Source organism: Aeromicrobium massiliense JC14 (assembly GCF_000312105.1).
Classification (GTDB): Bacteria; Actinomycetota; Actinomycetes; order Propionibacteriales; family Nocardioidaceae; genus Aeromicrobium; species Aeromicrobium massiliense.
The window spans coordinates 1-18,114 of sequence record NZ_HE978639.1 but is presented as its reverse complement, the minus strand read 5'-3'; the positions used below and the strand labels follow the sequence as shown (position 1 = coordinate 18,114).

22 protein-coding genes are annotated in these 18,114 nt (G+C 69.5%); 9 read left to right on the top strand and 13 right to left on the bottom strand.

The features are described from left to right. Positions 1-122 precede the first annotated feature (122 nt). The 3 genes from HGAM_RS16505 to HGAM_RS16485 all read left to right on the top strand — a co-directional run bounded on the left by HGAM_RS16505 (position 123) and on the right by HGAM_RS16485 (position 2,945). Complete coding sequence (locus HGAM_RS16505) at positions 123-773, top strand: hypothetical protein (RefSeq protein ID WP_147543836.1); 651 nt, start codon at positions 123-125, stop codon at positions 771-773. A 910-nt stretch (positions 774-1,683) separates the two neighbouring features. Beyond that, on the top strand, positions 1,684-2,112 hold the full coding sequence (locus tag HGAM_RS16495; RefSeq protein ID WP_019146606.1) for a hypothetical protein: 429 nt from the start codon (positions 1,684-1,686) through the stop codon (positions 2,110-2,112). 629 nt (positions 2,113-2,741) lie between these two features. After that, positions 2,742-2,945, top strand: a complete 204-nt coding sequence (locus HGAM_RS16485) for a hypothetical protein (RefSeq protein ID WP_147543834.1) — start codon at positions 2,742-2,744, stop codon at positions 2,943-2,945. A gap of 29 nt (positions 2,946-2,974) precedes the next feature. Here the strand turns inward: HGAM_RS16485 and HGAM_RS16480 are convergent, their stop codons facing one another. Further along, positions 2,975-3,238 carry a hypothetical protein gene (locus HGAM_RS16480; RefSeq protein ID WP_019146603.1) on the bottom strand — a complete coding sequence of 88 codons (264 nt, stop codon included), beginning with the start codon at positions 3,236-3,238 and terminating at the stop codon, positions 2,975-2,977. Positions 3,239-3,457: 219 nt separating this feature from the next. Here HGAM_RS16480 and HGAM_RS21030 point away from each other — a divergent pair, with 219 nt between their 5' ends. Beyond that, positions 3,458-3,583 (top strand): hypothetical protein, encoded by a 126-nt coding sequence (locus HGAM_RS21030; protein ID WP_261794801.1) that lies wholly within the window; start codon positions 3,458-3,460, stop codon positions 3,581-3,583. Between the two features lie 346 nt (positions 3,584-3,929). Beyond that, positions 3,930-4,262 carry a ParB/Srx family N-terminal domain-containing protein gene (locus HGAM_RS16470; RefSeq protein WP_172636460.1) on the top strand — a complete coding sequence of 111 codons (333 nt, stop codon included), beginning with the start codon at positions 3,930-3,932 and terminating at the stop codon, positions 4,260-4,262. 26 nt (positions 4,263-4,288) lie between these two features. On the opposite strand, the gene HGAM_RS16465 is transcribed toward HGAM_RS16470, so the two are convergent. The 3 genes from HGAM_RS16465 to HGAM_RS19845 all read right to left on the bottom strand — a co-directional run bounded on the left by HGAM_RS16465 (position 4,289) and on the right by HGAM_RS19845 (position 6,209). Then, positions 4,289-4,942, bottom strand: a complete 654-nt coding sequence (locus HGAM_RS16465; RefSeq protein ID WP_147543832.1) for an RES family NAD+ phosphorylase — start codon at positions 4,940-4,942, stop codon at positions 4,289-4,291. Then, positions 4,939-5,502 carry an antitoxin Xre/MbcA/ParS toxin-binding domain-containing protein gene (locus HGAM_RS16460; protein WP_019146599.1) on the bottom strand — a complete coding sequence of 188 codons (564 nt, stop codon included), beginning with the start codon at positions 5,500-5,502 and terminating at the stop codon, positions 4,939-4,941. The genes HGAM_RS16465 and HGAM_RS16460 overlap by 4 nt, the downstream gene beginning before the upstream one ends. A gap of 134 nt (positions 5,503-5,636) precedes the next feature. Further along, a complete protein-coding gene (locus HGAM_RS19845) occupies positions 5,637-6,209 on the bottom strand; it encodes a hypothetical protein (protein ID WP_019146598.1) in 573 nt (190 codons plus the stop codon). 158 nt (positions 6,210-6,367) lie between these two features. Between HGAM_RS19845 and HGAM_RS16450 the strand changes: the two genes are divergently transcribed. Beyond that, the gene (locus HGAM_RS16450; RefSeq protein ID WP_019146597.1) at positions 6,368-7,093 is read left to right on the top strand and encodes an 8-oxoguanine DNA glycosylase OGG fold protein; all 726 of its coding nucleotides are present in this window, start codon (positions 6,368-6,370) and stop codon (positions 7,091-7,093) included. A gap of 14 nt (positions 7,094-7,107) precedes the next feature. Here HGAM_RS16450 and HGAM_RS20470 read toward each other — a convergent pair whose 3' ends face one another. After that, entirely contained in the window at positions 7,108-7,260 is a 153-nt protein-coding gene (locus tag HGAM_RS20470) for a hypothetical protein (RefSeq protein WP_019146596.1), read from the bottom strand. 191 nt (positions 7,261-7,451) lie between these two features. On the opposite strand from HGAM_RS20470, the gene HGAM_RS16440 reads away from it, so the two are divergent. Together HGAM_RS16440 and HGAM_RS16435 are read left to right on the top strand one after the other, a co-directional pair. After that, positions 7,452-8,003 (top strand): hypothetical protein, encoded by a 552-nt coding sequence (locus tag HGAM_RS16440; protein ID WP_019146595.1) that lies wholly within the window; start codon positions 7,452-7,454, stop codon positions 8,001-8,003. A 235-nt stretch (positions 8,004-8,238) separates the two neighbouring features. Continuing rightward, positions 8,239-10,314 (top strand): bifunctional DNA primase/polymerase, encoded by a 2,076-nt coding sequence (locus HGAM_RS16435; RefSeq protein ID WP_020693571.1) that lies wholly within the window; start codon positions 8,239-8,241, stop codon positions 10,312-10,314. A gap of 505 nt (positions 10,315-10,819) precedes the next feature. Here the strand turns inward: HGAM_RS16435 and HGAM_RS16430 are convergent. The 7 genes from HGAM_RS16430 to HGAM_RS16400 form a co-directional block, all read right to left on the bottom strand. Continuing rightward, complete coding sequence (locus HGAM_RS16430; protein ID WP_038951934.1) at positions 10,820-11,647, bottom strand: hypothetical protein; 828 nt, start codon at positions 11,645-11,647, stop codon at positions 10,820-10,822. Continuing rightward, positions 11,644-12,813 (bottom strand): ParA family protein, encoded by a 1,170-nt coding sequence (locus tag HGAM_RS16425; RefSeq protein WP_019146593.1) that lies wholly within the window; start codon positions 12,811-12,813, stop codon positions 11,644-11,646. The genes HGAM_RS16430 and HGAM_RS16425 overlap by 4 nt, the downstream gene beginning before the upstream one ends. A 527-nt stretch (positions 12,814-13,340) precedes the next feature. Next, the gene (locus HGAM_RS16420) at positions 13,341-13,661 is read right to left on the bottom strand and encodes a hypothetical protein (RefSeq protein WP_049798421.1); all 321 of its coding nucleotides are present in this window, start codon (positions 13,659-13,661) and stop codon (positions 13,341-13,343) included. Between the two features lie 87 nt (positions 13,662-13,748). Further along, positions 13,749-14,384, bottom strand: coding sequence for a hypothetical protein (locus tag HGAM_RS16415; RefSeq protein ID WP_019146591.1), 636 nt, complete (start codon positions 14,382-14,384; stop codon positions 13,749-13,751). A 47-nt stretch (positions 14,385-14,431) separates the two neighbouring features. Next, positions 14,432-15,067 carry a hypothetical protein gene (locus tag HGAM_RS16410; protein ID WP_019146590.1) on the bottom strand — a complete coding sequence of 212 codons (636 nt, stop codon included), beginning with the start codon at positions 15,065-15,067 and terminating at the stop codon, positions 14,432-14,434. An 87-nt stretch (positions 15,068-15,154) separates the two neighbouring features. Continuing rightward, positions 15,155-15,907 carry a hypothetical protein gene (locus tag HGAM_RS16405; protein WP_019146589.1) on the bottom strand — a complete coding sequence of 251 codons (753 nt, stop codon included), beginning with the start codon at positions 15,905-15,907 and terminating at the stop codon, positions 15,155-15,157. Positions 15,908-15,943: 36 nt separating this feature from the next. Beyond that, complete coding sequence (locus HGAM_RS16400; protein ID WP_019146588.1) at positions 15,944-16,636, bottom strand: hypothetical protein; 693 nt, start codon at positions 16,634-16,636, stop codon at positions 15,944-15,946. A 397-nt stretch (positions 16,637-17,033) separates the two neighbouring features. Between HGAM_RS16400 and HGAM_RS16390 the strand changes: the two genes are divergently transcribed. Beyond that, the gene (locus tag HGAM_RS16390) at positions 17,034-17,732 is read left to right on the top strand and encodes a hypothetical protein (RefSeq protein ID WP_020693568.1); all 699 of its coding nucleotides are present in this window, start codon (positions 17,034-17,036) and stop codon (positions 17,730-17,732) included. Position 17,733: 1 nt separating this feature from the next. On the opposite strand, the gene HGAM_RS20465 is transcribed toward HGAM_RS16390, so the two are convergent. Then, complete coding sequence (locus HGAM_RS20465) at positions 17,734-17,940, bottom strand: hypothetical protein (protein WP_147543828.1); 207 nt, start codon at positions 17,938-17,940, stop codon at positions 17,734-17,736. Between the last annotated feature and the right edge of the window lie 174 nt (positions 17,941-18,114).

Here is an 18,114-nt window from a genome sequence, read left to right as displayed (position 1 = left end):
GCCCGGCGCCGGCCGGGTGGTCGTTGAACGGCGCTCCGCTACTGCGCCGCGACGGCAGCCCGATCGTCTTGCCGGTTAGGCAGCGAGTTTTTGTACCGGCCTGCGGACCGTGCAACGGGGCCATGGGCACGGTGCTGGAAGAACCAGTCAAGGACGTCGTGCGCCCCCTGGCGTCTGCCGGCTGGGCAGGACCTCTGATGCGAGAGCAGTGGCAGGCGCTGGGCCGCTGGCTGACGAAGGTCGTCACGCTATACGCCCATCCGCTCGCACGCTTCGGGGACGATGGGCTGAACAAGAACGCGATGAAACAGCGGCCCCACGTCGGGCGCATTCCGGACCTGACGTGGCTGACCGACGGCTCCCCCGCTCCGACGTCGCTGTCGACCGTGGTCTTCCGGGCCGACACCAGCGTCGAGGAGACTCTCGAGGAGGTCGTGATCCCCGCATCGGTCATGGCTGCGGACGGGTCGACGTACGAGAGCTTCACCGCGTCGCTGGCCTTCCCCGGGCTGCACGTCGGTGTCTTCTCCCACCCGAGCATGACGTTGCGCCACCCGCTGGTCGAGCGCGGCCACGCGTGGGAGCTGCTGCGCTCAGCACCACCGGACGGGTCGGACCTCGCAGACCTGCCGACGCTCTCCCATCACGCCGTGCGGGTCTGCGCCGGCGGCGGCGTACCCGAGGGCCACCAGATCGACGCCAGCACCGACAGCCGCTTGACGGGCCTGTTCGGGTACGAGGACCGTGGTGCGCTCGGCCGGCCAGACGGCTAGGACGTTGCCGGGCGCAGGCCGCCGCCGAACCGCCCCCGGTCCATCCCGGCCGGCCCCTGTCAGGTGAGTTGGACACGCATCCGCACCATCGTGACGGCCGGCAACTCGTACGTGATCTGCTCCAGGTCCAGCAGCACTATGGCCCGCTGCTCGGGGGCGGCCGGCTGGGCCCGGCGCTGAGGCGTACCGGCCTGAAACTGCTCGCCCCGACGATGTCTCCAGCCCGCGCGAGATCAACCGCCTGGTCGTCTACGAGGCGAACCGCAAGACCATCCCCACGCTCGGGTGCACGCCATGGTGCCTGCTCGCCGGCCGCGCAGACCAGCGTCGCCCAGCTCCGTGACCGGCATGACCCGCTGACGCCCCCCGTTTCTGTATCGGCTCAGGCGCCGGGCTGGCTCCGCGCCGCCGCAGCGGTCGCTCGCCGGGCTCGACGCGCCGCTCGTCCAGGTGCTCGCCGTCGACGAGCTGCAGGCCATGCTCAGGACGCGGGTGGCGTGGCGGACACCGTGACGCTGAACGACCTGCCGCCGGCGTGGGACGGCCAGCCGGTCACGTAGTCGGACTGGCAGCTCGAACCCTGGTCGTCGCACTACTTCCACGACTTCGCGGCCCTGGCCTGCCGGAAATGCGGCAGGCTCAGTCGGGCCCTGCACGCGACCGGGACGCGTCGGCCGGCGGTGGGCCGCCCGTGGCGCAGCCTGTTCGTCACCCGGTGCCTCCACTGCGGGCACGACAGCGTGTACGACTCCCAGGACGACCCGGCGTACGACTTGGAGCCCGACGACTACGGCGACGAGGGGTCCTGGCCGCCCGGTGAGCAGCCACCCGCTCAGGGCGCGCTCCCGGGCCTCTAGGGCGTGTGGGCGAACCTGCACCCGGTGTCGCAGGTGCGGCGTACGGTCGCGCCATGACCGAACCCATCCAGAACGACCCCGCCACCAACGACGACGACGACACACCGCCGACGGACGAGTTCCGAGGTGACGTCGTCCTCCGCGCGATCGTGAAGGCGCTGAACACGCTCAACGACTCCGGGTCCCGCCTGCCGGTGTCCCTCACAACGGGCGCTGGCACGATGTCTGGCGACCTCATCGGCTTCGGCGTCTGGCAGCGCGAGCTCGACGAGCATGCCCGCGGCGGCAACGAAGATCCCGAGGCCGTCACCCCTGCCAGCTACTTCGAGGGCACGGACGTCGCCGAGGGCGAGCCCGCGCCGTGGCCGTGGCACATCCATCTCGCTGACGCGACGCTTCACACTGGCGCCGGGAAGGTGGGATACGGGTTCTGGCGGGGCCGGTTGGAGCAGCTGACCGGCTGGTCGCCCGGCAAGCCGTAGCGGCGGAACTGAACACGTCCTCGGCCACCAGCAGCACCGCTGCGCACCTCGGCGGACCGGATGCCTGCGATGTCGCGCCAGGACTGGCACTCCACGCCGTAGGGGAGGCCGCTAGACACGAAGACGCCCCGCACCGGTGAAGGTGCGGGGCGTCGGTCGATCAGCGCAGGACGTTCACCGTGATGGGCACCTCGACGTGGAGCTGCTGGAGGCCGCCGGCCCCGAGAATCCCCACCATCGTGACCCAGATGATCGCCACAGAGGTACGCTGCTTCATGTAGGTAACCGCCTATTCAGTTGTGCCCCCGCGGGACGTCCACGGGGAGAGCGACAGTCCGAGGCCCACGGAGCAGCCACTCCGTTGGGCCTCGACCTTTGCCCGGCAGGCTCAGGACCAGGTGTCTCGACCCTCTCGGCGAGGGTTGAGAAATCTAGTGCCTGTCGCCATGCACGAGTCTAGTGCCGCGTTCCGACGCGGTCGGCTACACACAGACGTCGGCCCTCGGCGAGTCGCCGCCGCAGGCGTACCCTCCGCCTCGTGCCTGTGAACCTCCGCTCAACCATCCGCCAGCGCTACCCGCTGGGGTGAAGGACCGAACCGGGCTCGGGCCTGGTCGTAGATGTCGCCGGTGCCCTCGACGGTGTCGGTGGCGAGGGCCGACCTTGACCGGAACGTCGCGGACGTCCGACTCGGCGACGCCGGCGGAACCCGGGGCCACTACGGCCCCGCTCCCCCACCACCGGATGACGTCGAGCCCTACACGCTTCTGGACATGCTCGAGGACATGCTTGGCGCCCACGTCATCGACGAGGAACGGTCCGCGACTGCCTGACGGCGGCCGCGGACCCCCTCAGCGACTCACTATCGTCCCGACACCACACCTGCCCAGCAGCCTCCGACGAGAACCGCCAGCTGGCATAGGCCATCGAACACCTCGCCGACGGCACCGAGATCCCCGTCACCCGTCGCGGGCCAGTTCAGGGCCACCACGAAGAATCCGGCTAGGCCGGCGGCCGCGAACGCGATGCCCTTGTCGGGCGAGAGACGCCCGGACATCCATGCCCGCGGGCCGAACCCGAGCATCCACGCGGCGATGAATCCGCCCAGGTAGACAACAAACTCCATCTTGAACTCCTTGCTGGTGCGAGGCATCCGGCTCGCAGCGGACGGACCGATGTGTCGGTTCGCGGACGTGACCGTCCCGCCCGCGAGAGCTCCGTCAAGGAGCCCTTCCCGCCCCGTGGGTATCGGCACGCGACCGTCGCCGCGTGCCGACCGCCGCTTCCCAGCTCGCATAGGGACTGTTCGACCGGCCAGGTGGGCCGGCTGAACCAGGAGAACGACATGGATACACGCCAGAAGCGCCCGCGCGGCCACGGACTACAGCGACTCAAGGAACTCGCCTACAGCGTCCTGGTCCAGCTGCTCGTCGCTGAGCTGCGCGACCTGCTCGACACCATCCAGCGGTGATGACGACGCCCTGCGGGCCGCCGAGCTTGGCGGCCCGCAGCGCGGACCGGGAACGGCGCCGGCTTCGCCGGCACGGTCATCGGGTCAGGCTTCTCTCCTCCTGGGCGTTCCATGATCGGCGGCCCGCAGCTCCACGCAACGGCTCCGCCGGCGCACCATCGACCCGGTGGATCGGCGCTCGCAAGCTCGCTGATTTCCTCACCACCGGCCCGCTGCCACGCCCCTACGGGTTGACGCTCCGCTGCTCCACGGCCGCCGTTCATCTCTCTTTGCCCAGGAGGGGCGAAGAACGGTCGGGACGGGCAGACGTCACCGGCGGCCCACTCCCCGGCAGGAAGGAGTGATCGTGCCTACCATCGCCGACACCCAGGAGACCAACCCCAACGACCTGCTGGTCGACCTGAACGTCCGAGACGACCTCAACCTCAGCAAGGACTTCGTCGCCTCCATCGCCGAGCACGGCGTCCTGTCCCCCATCGTCGCCGTCCAGACCGACCAGGGCCTCCGCGTGCGGATGGGACACCGGCGCGCCGCCGCAGCCGTGCAGGTCGGCCTCGACACCGTCCCGGTCGTCGTCATCGCCAGTGAGCGCGACGGCGAGGCCGAGACCATCGAGCGGCTCAGTTGTGGGACTTTCTGTCTGTCGGCCGCATCGACAAGGTTCCTTATGTCAGATTGAGTGCTTTTCGGCGCTCCCCGAGTCGTTCAGGCGGCCCCGACGATGTGGACGTTGACCGCCTCGAAAGCGACGGTGACCAGGTCGAGTCCGTGCCCGAACCACAGCGGCACGGGGTCGTCCAGGGCCTTGAGCGGGGCCTGGGTCTGCGCGGGTCCGTAGACGATGAGCGCCTCCTCGTTGAGGTTGCGCACCGAGTTCCAGACCAGCGCTTCGAAGCCGGACCGCGACGCGGCGCGCGCCCAGGTCACGGTCGTGGCGTAGATGGCCGGGTCGTGCTCGGTGAAGTTCGACGGCTTGATGCCGACGCGAGTCAGGCCCGGGCCGCTCAGGTCGGCGAAGCGCACGTCGCGGCTGGTCTGCATGGCGCTCAGGTAGCGGCCCTTGAGCTCGTCGAGGTGGATGCGCACGTGCCCTCCCCCGGGCGGTGGCAGCGGCGCGTTGCGGCCGATCGCCTCGTAGAGCGCGGCGTCCACGCTGCGGCCGCAGTACAGGCCGGTGAGGTCGCTGAGGTTCAGCGGGGTGAAGCGGCCGGGGTGCGCACCCTGGACCGCGACGGGTGGGAACGTCGCAGGATCGTGAACGCCGTGTACGCGCCACAGCATGGCTCCGGCCTCGAGTCGACCGGCCAGGAAGTCGGCCACGAACGGTGCGGCAGGCAGGCCCGTGGCGCCCGCGGTCACCACTCGGGAGCGAGGTCGGCGTCGAGCTGGTCGAGCACGCGGTCCGACTCGCCAGCGTCCAGGAGCCGCAGTGGGGTCTTGCCGGCGAAGGCAGCGTGGGGCTCGGTCAGCCAGAACAGCGCGAACTCCTCGCTGCGGTCGGCGCTGCGCACGCGCTTGAGGACGTCGAGGATCTCCGGTCGCATGTGCCCGGTCTGGTCGAGCTGGAAGGCCGGGAAGACGACGTTCCCGGTCGGGCGGCGCAGACCGATCAGCTTGCCGTCACGCCGGTGCGCGTTGGCCGTGTTCGCCGGACGCTGCCCGGACGCGCCCAGGCGCTTACCCATCTCGGTGGCGTCGATCATCTCGTGACGGTCCTGGAGGCTATGCCACCAGTTGACGGTGTTCTGCTCGCGCATCGCGGCCGCCCCGCTCACCGCAGGCAGGCCGTCGATCGCCTTGACGCGCTGAAGCGTGACCGCTCGGCTGTGGACCAAGGCGTTCAGCAGGAGCTTGAGTTCGCTCGCGTCCACCAGATCGGCGGGGGCCTCGACGACGAACTTCCCGGCCTCGCCCGACACAGTTACGTCTTCGTCGAGGAGGGACATGCCCTGCGGGATCCTGGTATCGCTCATGACTCACACCTTCCGTGAAGCACCAGTCTAGTGCACGTCATGCGACAGTGCCAGGTGCACGAGTTGCACTCAACGGCCAGTCAGGACGGGGGCAGCACGACCGCGGCGAACGCCTCAGCGGCGCGGATCACCTTGACCCCGACCTCGTCCAGCTCGCCCTCGCACAGCAGTCGCGCCGGCGCGACCTCGCCGAGCTGCGGGTTCGCGCCCATAGGCCACGCCTGGGCGACCTGCGGGGTGTCGCGCTGAGCGATCAGCGCTGCGGCCCGGTAGGCCAGGCGGAGTCGGTTGAGGGTCTCATCGGAGGGCGTGTCCTCGCCGTCGGCCCACTGCCGGACGACGCGCGTCCCCTTCTCGGTGGCCTTCGAGAACAGCTGCAGCTGCACCTGCTGAGCCTCACCCGGAGCAAGGGCAAGCCGCTTGGCCAGGTAGTCGGACAGGTAGGCGATCCGCTCACCTTCGACGTGGACGGCGACGGCGTTCGGGTCGGCCGCGTTGTCGGGCTCGCGGTGCAGGAAGTCGGCGGTCTCAAGGTGCCCGTCCGCCCCCTGGCCGTGCCGGGCCATGAGCGCCGCGGCGGCGTCCTTCGCGAGCGTCGTCGTCCCGGCAAGCTTCACGAGCCCCTCGACGTCCTCGACGACCTCTATCGACACGGTGAACCCGAGCCGATCACGCGGAGTCTCTCGCCTGCGGACCTACGTACGGTCCGTCGCGGTCTTGCCGAGGAATCGTCCGAGCAGTCCCATGGGGCGATCATCCCATCTGACTGCTGGCGCCCACCGGGAACCGCGATCGCCTCTACTCTGCTCCCGTGCACCTGCCGTACGACCTCCCCGCCACCGCCCGCGAGCAGGTGGCGCTCGTGCGCGAAAAGGCGACCCAGGCCGGGGGCCCCGCGCCGCTCGAGTTCGATGGGCCTCGGCCTGACGTGGTCCGCCACACGATCCGGCTCGGCGCCGGCTGGAGGGTCTCGGGCAGCCCTCTGACCGCCGCCGGCTGGGACGGTCGGCCGGTCATCACCCGTGGCGCCGTGCTGGACTGGGCCGCCCAGGCTCGAGCCGGTCGGCGACCGTGGCGGCAGGTTCTCGTCGCGTCCTACGCCTGGGGCACCGGAACGGTGAGCTACGGGCCCGTGCGGATGGCCAGGGTGCTGGCCGCCGGCGGCGACGTCGTGGAGCACGCGGTCACCTCTGCGGTGCGGACGCTGGACGAGCACGGCGCCGTGGCCGCGTACTGGGTGCTGAACAACCGCGCGCCGGCCGGGCTGCGCCTGCCGTTCTTGGGCCCGGCGTTCTTCACCAAGCTGCTCTACTTCGCTGGCCACGAGCTGGCTCGCGCACCCATCCCGCCCGGCACCCACCGGCCGTTGATCCTGGACCGCGTCCTGGCCAGCAAGCCGCAGATCCGCCCGGTCGTGGGCGGATGGACGGCCGGATGGCGCACCAGCCACTACGCGGCCTACCTGGAGCGCATGGCCGCCCTGACGCCTGACGGCTGGGCGCCCGATGAGCTCGAGCTGCGCCTGTTCTCCAGCTGAAGTCCGGCTGCGGTTCAGGCGATCGCGCAGGTGGCCAGGAACGCCATCAGCGGGGTGGCGTCGTCGCTGGTGAACAGGACGTCAAGTGCCTGGTTGAACTCCAGGCGTCGCGCCCACGGGATGTTCACCGACTCGTACCCCGAACTCAGCAGGACGCCGGTCATCATCAGGCGGGCGGTGCGCCAGGTGACGCTTCTTCAGGCTCATGCCCTGGACCTATGCGCGCTGTCCCCGACACTCGCTAGGGTCTGGACCCCCGGTTCTTCGCGGTTGGCGGCCCGCTTGTCGCGCGACTTTCAGTAAAGTCTCCCCGCGTGTCGGCTCGGAACCTGGCTCACACCGCTGTAACTTCACGATCATGACCGGACGACCGCGCCAGCGCCGCAAGGGGCTCGAGGGACGCCGGGTGGTGCTGTTCACCATCCCGGACGCCTCCCCCAAGCTCAAGGTCGAAGCGTTCGCCGCCATGCTCGACGTCTCGGTGGCCATCGCCCTGGAGACGCTGCTCGACGCCGTCGACGTCGACGACCACGGCCGCGTGATCGGCGCGCACGGCTGGGGCGTCCAGCTGCGCGATCAGCTGGAGTTCTTCTCCGCCGACCTGGACGTCGCCGGCCGTGTGGCCCGACGCGCCGAGGCCGAGCGCCTGCTGGGCACTGACCCCGCCACCGTGGAGACCTCCCCCATGGGCGGGCGCCTGACCCACAGCGTCATCGCAAAGGTCGACAAGGTCCGCCGCGCGTACGGCATCGGCAAGGGCCAGGCGGCCACGCTGATGGTCACCGCAGTCCAGTTCTCCCTCGACGACGGCTCCTTCGTGGGCCTCGACGAGTCCGTCTTCGGCGCGTTGACGCCGAGCACCGACATCCCGCTCCCCGACCAGGAGGCACTCATGACGCGCAGCGCATGACTAGGGGCCGGCACCTAACGGCACCGGCCCCTGCGAAAGTCACTCGAACCTGACTGTCGATTCCGCCAAGTTTCACCAGCCAGTTCGAGCCCCACATCAGGCCCCTCGCGGGTCCCTTTGCGTACCTTCAACGAGAAGTCGAGGTATGAGCACCATAACACCTGGTGCGGCCTTGGCGTTCCCCTACGCGGCGACACGCCGGGACGCAGACCACTTCACAGCCTTCGCGCGCGCCATGTCCCCGGACGGTCGCGTGCGCCTTGCCGACCCCGAGGGACGCTTCTCGCGGGCAGCCCAGCGCCTGTCCAAGCTCGGGGGCCAGCTGCCCTCCGTCCCGGCCGCCACCAACACGTACGACCGCTCCGGCACCGCCGCGGTCTACGTCTTCGACCTCGACGCCAAGGCCGCCAAGAACCGATCCAGCTCGCGAGCTGCGCACGACTTCGGTCTGCTGCGCGCCCAGCTGGACGCCGCCGGCCTGGACTTCTTCGCCGACACCTCCATCTCCGGCGGCTACCACCTGTACGTGCCCGTCGCCGGCGGCCTGACCTACAGCGAGATCTCCACCGTCGACCGGATGCTCGAGCACTGGCTCGTGTCCTTCGACAAGATGCCGCACACCGGCCTGACCCACGGCTGCATCCGCTTCCCTTTCAGCCCGCACAAGAACGGTGGTTTGCAGCGCCTCGTCGACCGACGCGCATGGCGCACCGTGCTGACCGGTGACGCGCTGGAGGCCGAGGTCAACCGCGCCCTGAAGCTCCTGGCGGCCACACCCAACCCGCGCAAGCAGTGGGATGTGTTCGTGCGTCAGCTCGTCCGCCGCACCCCCGCGCCCGGCCTGACCGGCACGCAGAGCGCCGCGGCGGCCGCGGTCGCCGGCACGCGACCGGGCTCCGTGCCGGGTCAGCCCGTCTTCGACCGCCTGTCGGTGACCGACCTGCGCGAGCTCGACCTGGCCGCGCTGCCGCACCTGGCGCCCCGATCGCGCCGCCGTGACGAGCCGACCGGCATGTGGAAGCGGCTCGCGGTCGAAGGCCACGACTCGTCGGTGTACGCCTCGGCCTCCCAGACCCGCTTCGCCGTCGTCCTGTCCGCCGTGTCGGCCGGCATGAGCGCCCTGGACGTCTACATGCGCGCGTTCTTCGGCGACTGGAAGGGCCTGGGCCACTGCTACGGCCGCTACGGCAACGCCCACCTGGCCACCAGCTTCAAGCGCGACTGGCTTGCAGCCGTGGCCATCGAGACCTCGCGAAGAAACGAGCACGACAATGACTCGCGCGAGCGTGTCCACCACGGCACCACTAGCCGACAAGAAGCACAGGGGGCACCACACTCTGGCTGGGTGCGGTCGTGGCTCGAGGCGGCCGAGCAGCTCGCCGTCTCCAGGAAGTGGTCGCTGGCTGTGCGCGCGGTGCTTGCCGCCCTTGCGTTCATGAGCGCGGACAAGAACACCCCTTTCATCGCCGTGGGGAACAGATCGCTGGCCACCGCGGTCAACCTGGACCAGGCCACGGTCGGCAAGATCCTGCGCCAGCTGCTGGCCGACGAGAGCCCTCTGGTGCGCGTCACCACCGAGGCCCAGGGGATCTACGCCCGCGAGCTCGAGCTCCTCATCCCGTCCGACGTCGAGCACCTGGCGTCCGGTCGCGAGTGGCGCAAGGGTCGTCTGCACCCCGTGCGGCCCGCGTTCTACGTCCTCGGCCACGCCGCGGCCTTTACGTACGGCGCCCTGGAGACCGAATCGCTCGACGCCGGCGTTGGCCTGTCGGCACGCCAGGTTGCACAGGCCGCGCGCATCTCGCCCACCACGGCGGCCGCCGCGCTGCGCACGCTGGCCGAGTTCGACCTAGCCACTTCGACTGAGCACGGATGGGTCATCGGCACTGGCGACGCGGACGACGTCGGCCGGCGGCTCGGTGGCGAGGAGCAGAAGAAGGCCCGCGTCCTCAAGCACCGGGCCGAACGACGCGCCTGGCACGAACGCCTCGGCCTGCACCTGGCCGGCGACGCCGACGAGATGATCGCCCAGATCGAGAACGTCCTGACCTCTGCCGCCCGGTCCCCCGCTGCACGCCGACGACCCGGCACGTCGGATCGACGACCTCCCCAGCGCGAGCCGGGATGGACGACGCCCACGGAGCCCGTCGACTGGGGCACACCTAGCGAGCCGCCCGAACGCGAGCTCGCGTGGCCCCTGCTCGAGCCCCACTCCCCCGGCCCGGCAGCGATGGCTGCTTGTGCGGACGAGCTCGACGCTGCAGTGCGCCTGGTGGTCGAACAGCTCGGCGCGGTCCAGATCAGCCCGTGAACGCTGCATCAGCCAGGTGCATCGCTTGCTGGCGGCCCGGAAACGCCGGAATCCCGGGCAGAATCGTGTATCGGAGGTCAGGCGTGGTGCAGCGAGTGGATCGACGCCCGCGGGTGATGCACCCTGTTTTGGCCTGCGATTCCAGGCAAGAACACGCCCAGGTGCAGCATTACATCATTCTCTAAGAGGTATCTATAAGAGAGAGATAGGTTAATACGCACTTAAAGGGTGTCGTCTGTCCAGGTGGACAACTGTGTATGTGGGTCCCCTACATATGTGTCTATGGGGTGCGCAGAATGATTACCCTCTGCACCGACCGGGGCGTTTTCCCCGGAACTGCAGGCGAAAACGCGGATCCGCTCGATGCACTGGGGTTGCACCGGTGGAGCACTCCGGTGCACCCATCGGTGCACGACGGTCGACAAGCGCCTCCGCAGGTCCCCAGACAAGCGGAGGCCGGTCCTCCCATGAAGGGCGATCCGGCCTCCGACAAGAGCCTCGGGAGTCAGCTGATGAGCGAGGCGTTACGAGCTCGACGCGTCGACGGAGCGATCTGGACGCTGAACGACGAGTCGAAGTGCTGGTTCACGACCGCCGACAGCCGCCCCTGCAGGCTCAGGAACGAGCTGCCGAGGATCTCCTCCAGGCGGTCAGCCTCCTCCTCGCTCAGCTTCGTGCGCCGCGAGCTCGAGGAGACCAGGGCGCCGCGGGGCACCGAGACCGGCTCGCCCTTGAAGTCAGCCAGGTCCTCGGCCTCGCTCAGGTCCGCGAAGCCGAACATCTTGATGTAGGACTCCTCCAGCAGGCCGGCGGCCGCGACCTTCTTGGCGATCACGTACAGCGCGCCCGGCTGCGTCATCGTCGCGGCCAGACGTCCGAACGACTCGTCGGCCTTCTCGGTCATCGCCAGCGTCAGGTTGCGCCGCGGGTCGCTGCCCACCGGAGCGCTGCGCTCCCCGACCGGGTCGGACGTCACCTTGGGCGTGCGTCGTCCGGTGCGGCGGGACCGGGTCGGCGCCGGCTCGGCAACTGCAGTGCTCGCGCCTGCTGCCTGGCCGGCCGCGCGGCGGGTCCGGGGCGCCTTCGCCTCCTTGGCGGCTGGAGCGGAGTTCGTCTCCGGCGCTGCCGCGGCGGGCTCGTCGGCGGGCGGCTTCGTGGCGTCCTGGGCAAGCGCCGGCGCGACAGGTGCTTCAGCAACAGGCTGGGTGGCCGGAGACGGCACCGACTCAGCCTCCTGGCCGTCCTCGGGCTGGATCGGGCGCAGGGCGCCGGCCGCGAACGTGCGGCGCTTCTCGAACTGGCGCTGGCCGGCGAAGCGGATGTCGTCGGTCACTTCTGCTCCTCGCTGATCTCGGTGCTGACGCCGATGTAGTCGGCCTTGTCGAAGTTGTAGGTGTGCATCCGGTGGAACAGCTCGGTGGCCACGTCCATGATGTCGCCGGCCATGCCGGTCGAGCCGGAAGCGACAGGCCCGCTGTCCTTGCGGCCCTCGCGCACCGCCTTGTACCAGGGCTGGCGCTGCTCGTGCTCGTCGGCGATCTCGTAGACGAGCTTGCCCTTGGCGCGCGCGATCTGCGCCGTGGCGGTGCTCCAACGGATGGTGTGCTCGATGATGAGCGGCACGTCCTCGTAGACGCCGGGGCGGCCGGGCACCTGGCTCTTGAACCGCTGCCCGCCGGTCGCAGCCTCGATCGCGTCGAACGCGGACCGCTTCACGTTGCGCATGCGCTCGGTCGCGCCGGTCAGCACGACGCCGAGCATCTCGACCTGGTGCGCCCCGTCCTCGGTCGCCGCGGCCATGTCGATGATCTCTCGCACCGCACGGATCGAACCGAAGTCCGGCATCGTCGCGCCGACGATCCAGCGGGCCGCGCCCATGATGTTGAGCTGGATCTCCTTCTCGTTGGGCGGAGAGTCGATCACCACGAGGTCGTAGGGGCGTCCGTTCTTCTCGGCCTCCTCGAGCGTGCGGGCCAACGTCAGCGCCAGGCGTGCGTGGTACACGGGCGAGAAGTCGATCTCGTCGGGGACGTCCAGGACGTCGTCGTACCACTCCCCCGCCGCCGGCCCGGGCAGCTCGAAGCCCTGGCCACGCAGCTGGCGCTCGAACTCGCGCTGCTTCTGTTTCACGAGCGTGTCGGAGATGGACCGCGTGTTGATGCCGCCGTGAGCGACGTCCAGTCCCGGCCGCGCGTCCTTGATGAGGTTGTCGATCGCCCCTCCGTGCAGGACGGCCTCGCGCAGTCCCCACCCGGCGTCGTACGCGGGGTTCTCGAACAGCGCGAGCTCGTCCAGGACGTTGCCCTGAGGATCGAGGTCGACCAAGAGGACTCGATCTCCCCGAGTCGCGGCGAGGCCGGCGAGGTTCGACGCGAGCGTGGTCTTGCCGACCCCACCCTTCTGCGCCATGACGGCGACGACGTTGTCCAGCTTGGAGTAGTCGAGGTCGTCGAAGTCCGGGTGGCTCAGGGCCGTGTACGCGGGTGCCTGGTCGGGCATGAGGGTCCCTTCTGCTGCGTGGGGAAGTCGTCGCGCGCGTGTGCGCGAATGAACGCGTCGCCAGCGTATTGAATTCACTCCCCCCGCCCGGCATTGACAGCGCGTGTCGGCCACCGCTGTCGGCGCACGCCGCCTGCGTTGAGTCGCTGACTGAAGGGAGGCCCGCCCGGTTGGTGTCTGCGCGGGCATGGTCTCGTGCGTGAACGTCGGTGCGAGAGTGCACGGGACAGCGCACGCATGATCGGGACGTCCCAAACCGTCCCAAGATGGCCCGAACGTGATCGGGACAAGCGGGGACGAATAGGGACGAATAGGGACGCCTGGGGACGGTCAGGGACGACTTGGGACGACTCGTGAACGCGACGGCTGGCACTGGGGGAGGGGTCCGGACTCGGTCGCCACGTGAGCAGGCGCGTCGGGCCGCCTCAGGGCCTCGCAGGCCGTGGGCGAGCATCTGGACCGGCCGTCGCGCGAGAGGCCGTCAGATCGCGTTTTCGAGGTACGCGCTCGGACGGCCTCATCGGACGCTACAGCGGCTTGTAGTCGCTCAGGCGACGCTTCGCGGGTGCCCGACGACGCGCGGGCTTCCTCGCCGGCGTCTCCTTGCTCGATGCCGTGTCGTCCGCTGGAACGTCCTCGACGGGGGTTGACAGGGCGTTCAGCTGCGCCTCCAGCTCGCTCCAGTCGCCGACCAGGTCCGCGTCGGTGAACAGCGCGGCGGCCAGGACGTCGAGGTCAGGGGTGCGCAATTCGACGCCGGCTGCGCCCAGCGTGCGCCGTGCCAGCTCGGCATGGGTCATCCCGCTGTCATGGCCGGTGGCCAGGATGGGTGCGCGCCAGTCGAGCACGCCGACGCCGAAGCGACCAGCGAGCCGATGCAAGGGGTGGAGCCGATGTCTTGGTCGACGTCGCTGGTCTCCACGACGTCGAGGTCGTCAAGGTCGCAGCCTATTGGGCAGACGGCGCCGCTGTCGCTTACTGCGTCTGGCCGAGGGCACTGGACGGAACAGCGGTCGCCGCGAGCACGGTGGTCGCGGCGGGCTGCTCGAAGCCTGTGTCGGACGCCGGGTCGGCAAGTCGTCGCTCCGTATCGCCCAGCCGACGAACGTCTCGGCAGCGCGTGCCGCGGCGCCCAAGGTGAAGACGATCTGATCCCCGTCACGAACGACGGCGGTGCGGTGGATCGTGGCGTAGGCGCGCACCAGCTTGCCGCGCAGGCGGCCGAGCTCGAAGCCGATCGACCGGATGGTCAGGTAGTCGGCCTCGACGCCGTCCTCCAGGAGCGCCAGGCCGGGCAGGGCCTTCTCGTGCGCGAGGTAGGCCAGCGAGGACTCCCAGCGCTCGGTGGTCGGCTCGGGCGTGCGGACCGAGACCGGGGCGTCGCCGAGGATCAGCCGGCGGAAGTGCTCGAGCTCGGCCTCCTTGAACCAGTAGCGGGCGCGCTGCTGGGCGTGGGCGTCGGTGAAGATGACGGCCTCCGCCGACGCGACGACGTCACCGGCCTGGGTGCCGGCGAACAGGTGGACGCGACGGACGAGCATGTCATCGGCCGCGTCGGGGTAGGTGCTCATGCCAGCACCCATGCGGCCAAGGCGGTGCCCCTGTGGGTCGTGGCGCGTCAGCGTCTGAGCGGCTGGCCAAAGATCTGGGGGTCCTCTGGTAGGTCGCGCCACTTCAGGTCGGTCGCGAAGCTCTGCAGGAGCTCCTCCAACTTCTCCAGCGTGTCGGCAGCCTCGGCATGCCGCTGGAACGATCTGCTGTCGTCTTGGTCGAAGGACTCAGACGCAAGCACCACGAGGTTCCCGTACAGCCGCCGGAGGTCATCGCGCTGCTCGGTCGAGAACACGCCTCGGGGAACTGGGAGGTTGATGATGTCGCGAACCACGTCGCGGAGGCCTTCGCGAGCTGTCGCGTACCCGTTCGATCGCGGGTCCAGCAGGTCCATGCGAAGCCGATGCACCCGTTCCCCCACGGAGGTGAACCCGTGCAGCAGAGCGTCGATCCGGCGCCGGCGCTCGTCTTCGACGCGGCGATCCTCCGAATCGCGAACCTGCTTCCTCAGGGGCAGGACGACCGCAAAGACCGCGACGAGGGCTGCGATGAGCCCTCCTGCAAGGCCGTCGAAAACGGGATGATCGAAAAATCCACGCCATCCGTCTTCTGATGGGAGGACGCAGGTAGTCGTTCCGGGGCTGAACAAGGGGCCGCGTGCCACAGGGGCGACCTCGCACGTGATCTTCTCAAGCAGCAGCACGAGCCGCAGCGTACGACGATGCGTCCTACTGGGTCGGGGAACGACGAGAGCCGGCCACCACGGGGTGACCGGCCCTCGGTGGGCTCGTCAGGCGAGGCCGCGCTGCTCCATGAGCTCGGCGAGGCGCTCGTGCTCGGCCGCGGACGCCTGGAACGCGCGCACCAAGGCCTCGTCGGACTCGAACGGCACGTAGTTCATGTGCTCGTTCTTGCCCTCGAGCTGCTGGTAGGCGATGTAGCCGTCGACGTCCTCCATCGTCAGCATCTTGTCGGCGACCTTCTGAACGTCGGGGTCGGTGAACAGGACGCGGCCGTCGTCGAGGACGGCGTGGGGCCCTCGCTGCCAGGCGGCGAACGATCCGATGACCGAGGCGTGGTCGACCTGGGCCGAGTCGAGTGCTCCGGCGCGGGTCATGGCCGGGGTGGCGCCGGACGCGACGGCCTCGATGTCGCGCAGGGCAGCTACGCGCCGCGAGACGGCCATGAACCGCTCGCCGCCGGTGTCCTGCTTGGGCGGCTTGTGGCTCGTCATCCCGGTCTTGGCGGCGAACGCTGCGTACGCGGCGCGGTCTTCGGCGCTGAGCATGATGCGGCTCATCGCCTGGGCGTTGGCGTCGGTGAAGCGGATGTTGCCGTCGGCGGTGGGGACGATCTCGGTCTCCCAGTCGCCGGCGAACAAGGTCACCCGCTCCAGCGACAGCCGGTCCGCCGTCGCGCGCGCCTCGGCGCCCAGCGCGGTTCCCGGTCCGTTCAGCGTTGCGGTGGCCGGCTCGGCCTGACGGATGGGCTGGAAGCCCTGCTTGCCCTTGACGGCGTTGTGGCCGCGCTTGTCGGTGCTCATGCACGAAAGGTGTGCGGCGCCGGGGGAGGGCTGTCGTCAGGACGTAGCGGCTTCCGTCTCGACCTCAAGAGCGATCTCGTCGAGTTCCCGCGCGTCGATGGTCAGTCCCAGGAAGCTCAGGGTGCCCTCTAGGTCCCCTGTCTCTGCCAGCTTCTTGAGGAAGGTCTCGTCGGCCAGGGCTCTCTCGGCGAGCTCAGCACGTCGGGCAAGTGAGAGCGCGAGGTTGCTCTCGATCCGCCGCACTTCGCTCGCCCGGGAGCTACGAGCCATCTCGAGGCGGGAGGCCATGTTCGAGAGTCTCCTGCGAGACGTTTCGAGCACCGGCGTGTAGTTCTCGAGCTCCTTGCGCGTGTGCTCGATCCGCTGCCTTTCATCCATGTCGGAGAACGCCATGCCAGAGTCGACGTTGGCGTCCAAGGTTCTGAGGTGCTGCGCCAACGTCGCGAGGTCGGTGACGAGGTTGATCTGGTCGCGTCTCTGGGTCTCTCGACGTTCAATCTCGTCCCGTTCGGCTGTTTCGGCCTTCTCCAGGCGCCTCACGTACCAGGCGACGGCAATGGACAGGACGGTAGAGAGGATCGTGGCCGCCCAAAAGGACCAATCACCGAGGAACGACCACTGCGACTCCTGGTCGGCAGTGCACCCGAGAAGACGCTGCGGGCTGAAGGCGCCGGGACCCTGTCCCGGCGCGGCATGGATCTGGCAGGTGATGTCTTCGAGTCGGAGCACGGTCGGGAGCGTACGTGCCGGCGACGTCGCGCGGGCCGGAACAGTGTGGTTGTCAGTCGCGCTGCTGCCGGCCCTCGAGGTCAAGCACGGAGAAGTCCTTCGGGTCGGTGACGTCGAGCCACTCGTCGCTGTAGGACCGGTTCTTGAGGTCGCCGAAGATCTCCTCCTGCATCCCGGCCCGGACGCTCTCGAGGGCGTCGTCGGTGGCCCAGGTGCCGCGGCGCTTCGGTCCCAGAGATCCCGTGCCTCTGACCTTGTAGGTGATCGTGCGGCACGGGTTCCAGCGGGCCGGCTTGCCGACGGCTCAGGTCAGGCGCTTGCGGTACTTCTTGGCGGCGAGGACGACGCGTCGGCCGTTCCGGAGACGGCTCAGCGAGGGGTCGACTACGGTCAGCGGGTGCTCGCTGATCGTCGCTCCCGCCGCATCGCCTTCGCCGCCGTTAACGCTGTGGCCATCGGGGTCCTGGCTGTCGTCGGTGGCCTGACCCTCCTCGAGACCGAGCGCGACGAGAACCAGCAGGTCGTGTCCTTCTGCAGGGAGTTGACCCAGCTGGCCGAGGCCAAGGACGTCAGCGGAGCCGAGCTGGTCGCTCAGGCGCCCAAGCGCGACGACGAACTCGAGGGCGAGTACCGCGAGGAGTGTGGCGACGCCTTCTCGCGACTGGAGATGTACGAGGCGTCGATCGCGGTCGACCCACCGCAGTACGAGTCGCAGACGCCGCTGGAGCCGCAGTACGACCCGGACGACTACGCCGAGCCCGAGACGACCGCCGAGCCGGCTGAGCCGGCCGAGGAGCCGGGCGACGCCGAGGGTGTCCCGGCCGAGCTGGCCGAGTACGGCGTCGACACCTCGGAGTGGCGGATCTTCTCTGCACAGATGCTGTCGATCGGCTACATCACCGACACCGAGGCGGCCTACGAGGAGAACTGGGTGAGCCTCGGCTTCACCGCGCTGACGAAGTGCACCGACCTGCAGACGGCCAGTGTCTCGGAGCTCGCGCAGGCCGAGACACTGGAGTTCGGCACCCCGCTGTACAAGACCGAGGGGTTCTTCTCCGCGGCGCAGGAGCTGTGCGACGGCACCAGCGGTTGGTAGGTCAGTCGCCGGTGCTGAACAGGTCGGCGATGCGGCGAATCCGCTCGTGCAGCTCGTCGGCGTCGGCTTCCTCGATCCCGTCCATGCTGGAGGTGACCAGCGCCGGCTTCGGCGTACAGCGACGCGGGGCCCGCCTTGTCGACGTAGCGGCCGACGACCTCGCGCTCGCGTAGCGCCTGGGCCCGAGTCGGGCTGGCATGGTGTCCATGCCCGGCTGCTATGCGGGCGACAACACGGGTTCGCGATACGGGCGCCAGCCCCGCGGCTTAGCATCTGGCGGTGCCTTCCAAGATCGCCGCCGCAGCCGCCTGCGCGCTGACCGCCATCGTCCTGTCCGCCTGCTCGTCCTCCGACGCGTCCCCCCATGCCGCCAAGGCGAGCC

Bases quoted from the DNA above. Each gene is read 5' to 3' on its own strand.
- HGAM_RS16505 (WP_147543836.1), top strand. From the start codon at position 123: ATGGGCACGGTGCTGGAAGAACCAGTCAAGGACGTCGTGCGCCCCCTG.
- HGAM_RS16495 (WP_019146606.1), top strand. From the start codon at position 1,684: ATGACCGAACCCATCCAGAACGACCCCGCCACCAACGACGACGACGAC.
- HGAM_RS16480 (WP_019146603.1), bottom strand. From the start codon at position 3,238: ATGGAGTTTGTTGTCTACCTGGGCGGATTCATCGCCGCGTGGATGCTC.
- HGAM_RS21030 (WP_261794801.1), top strand. From the start codon at position 3,458: ATGGATACACGCCAGAAGCGCCCGCGCGGCCACGGACTACAGCGACTC.
- HGAM_RS20470 (WP_019146596.1), bottom strand. From the start codon at position 7,260: ATGATGACCGGCGTCCTGCTGAGTTCGGGGTACGAGTCGGTGAACATC.
- HGAM_RS16440 (WP_019146595.1), top strand. From the start codon at position 7,452: ATGACCGGACGACCGCGCCAGCGCCGCAAGGGGCTCGAGGGACGCCGG.
- HGAM_RS16435 (WP_020693571.1), top strand. From the start codon at position 8,239: ATGTCCCCGGACGGTCGCGTGCGCCTTGCCGACCCCGAGGGACGCTTC.
- HGAM_RS16425 (WP_019146593.1), bottom strand. From the start codon at position 12,813: ATGCCCGACCAGGCACCCGCGTACACGGCCCTGAGCCACCCGGACTTC.
- HGAM_RS16415 (WP_019146591.1), bottom strand. From the start codon at position 14,384: ATGAGCACCTACCCCGACGCGGCCGATGACATGCTCGTCCGTCGCGTC.
- HGAM_RS16405 (WP_019146589.1), bottom strand. From the start codon at position 15,907: ATGAGCACCGACAAGCGCGGCCACAACGCCGTCAAGGGCAAGCAGGGC.
- HGAM_RS20465 (WP_147543828.1), bottom strand. From the start codon at position 17,940: ATGGACACCATGCCAGCCCGACTCGGGCCCAGGCGCTACGCGAGCGCG.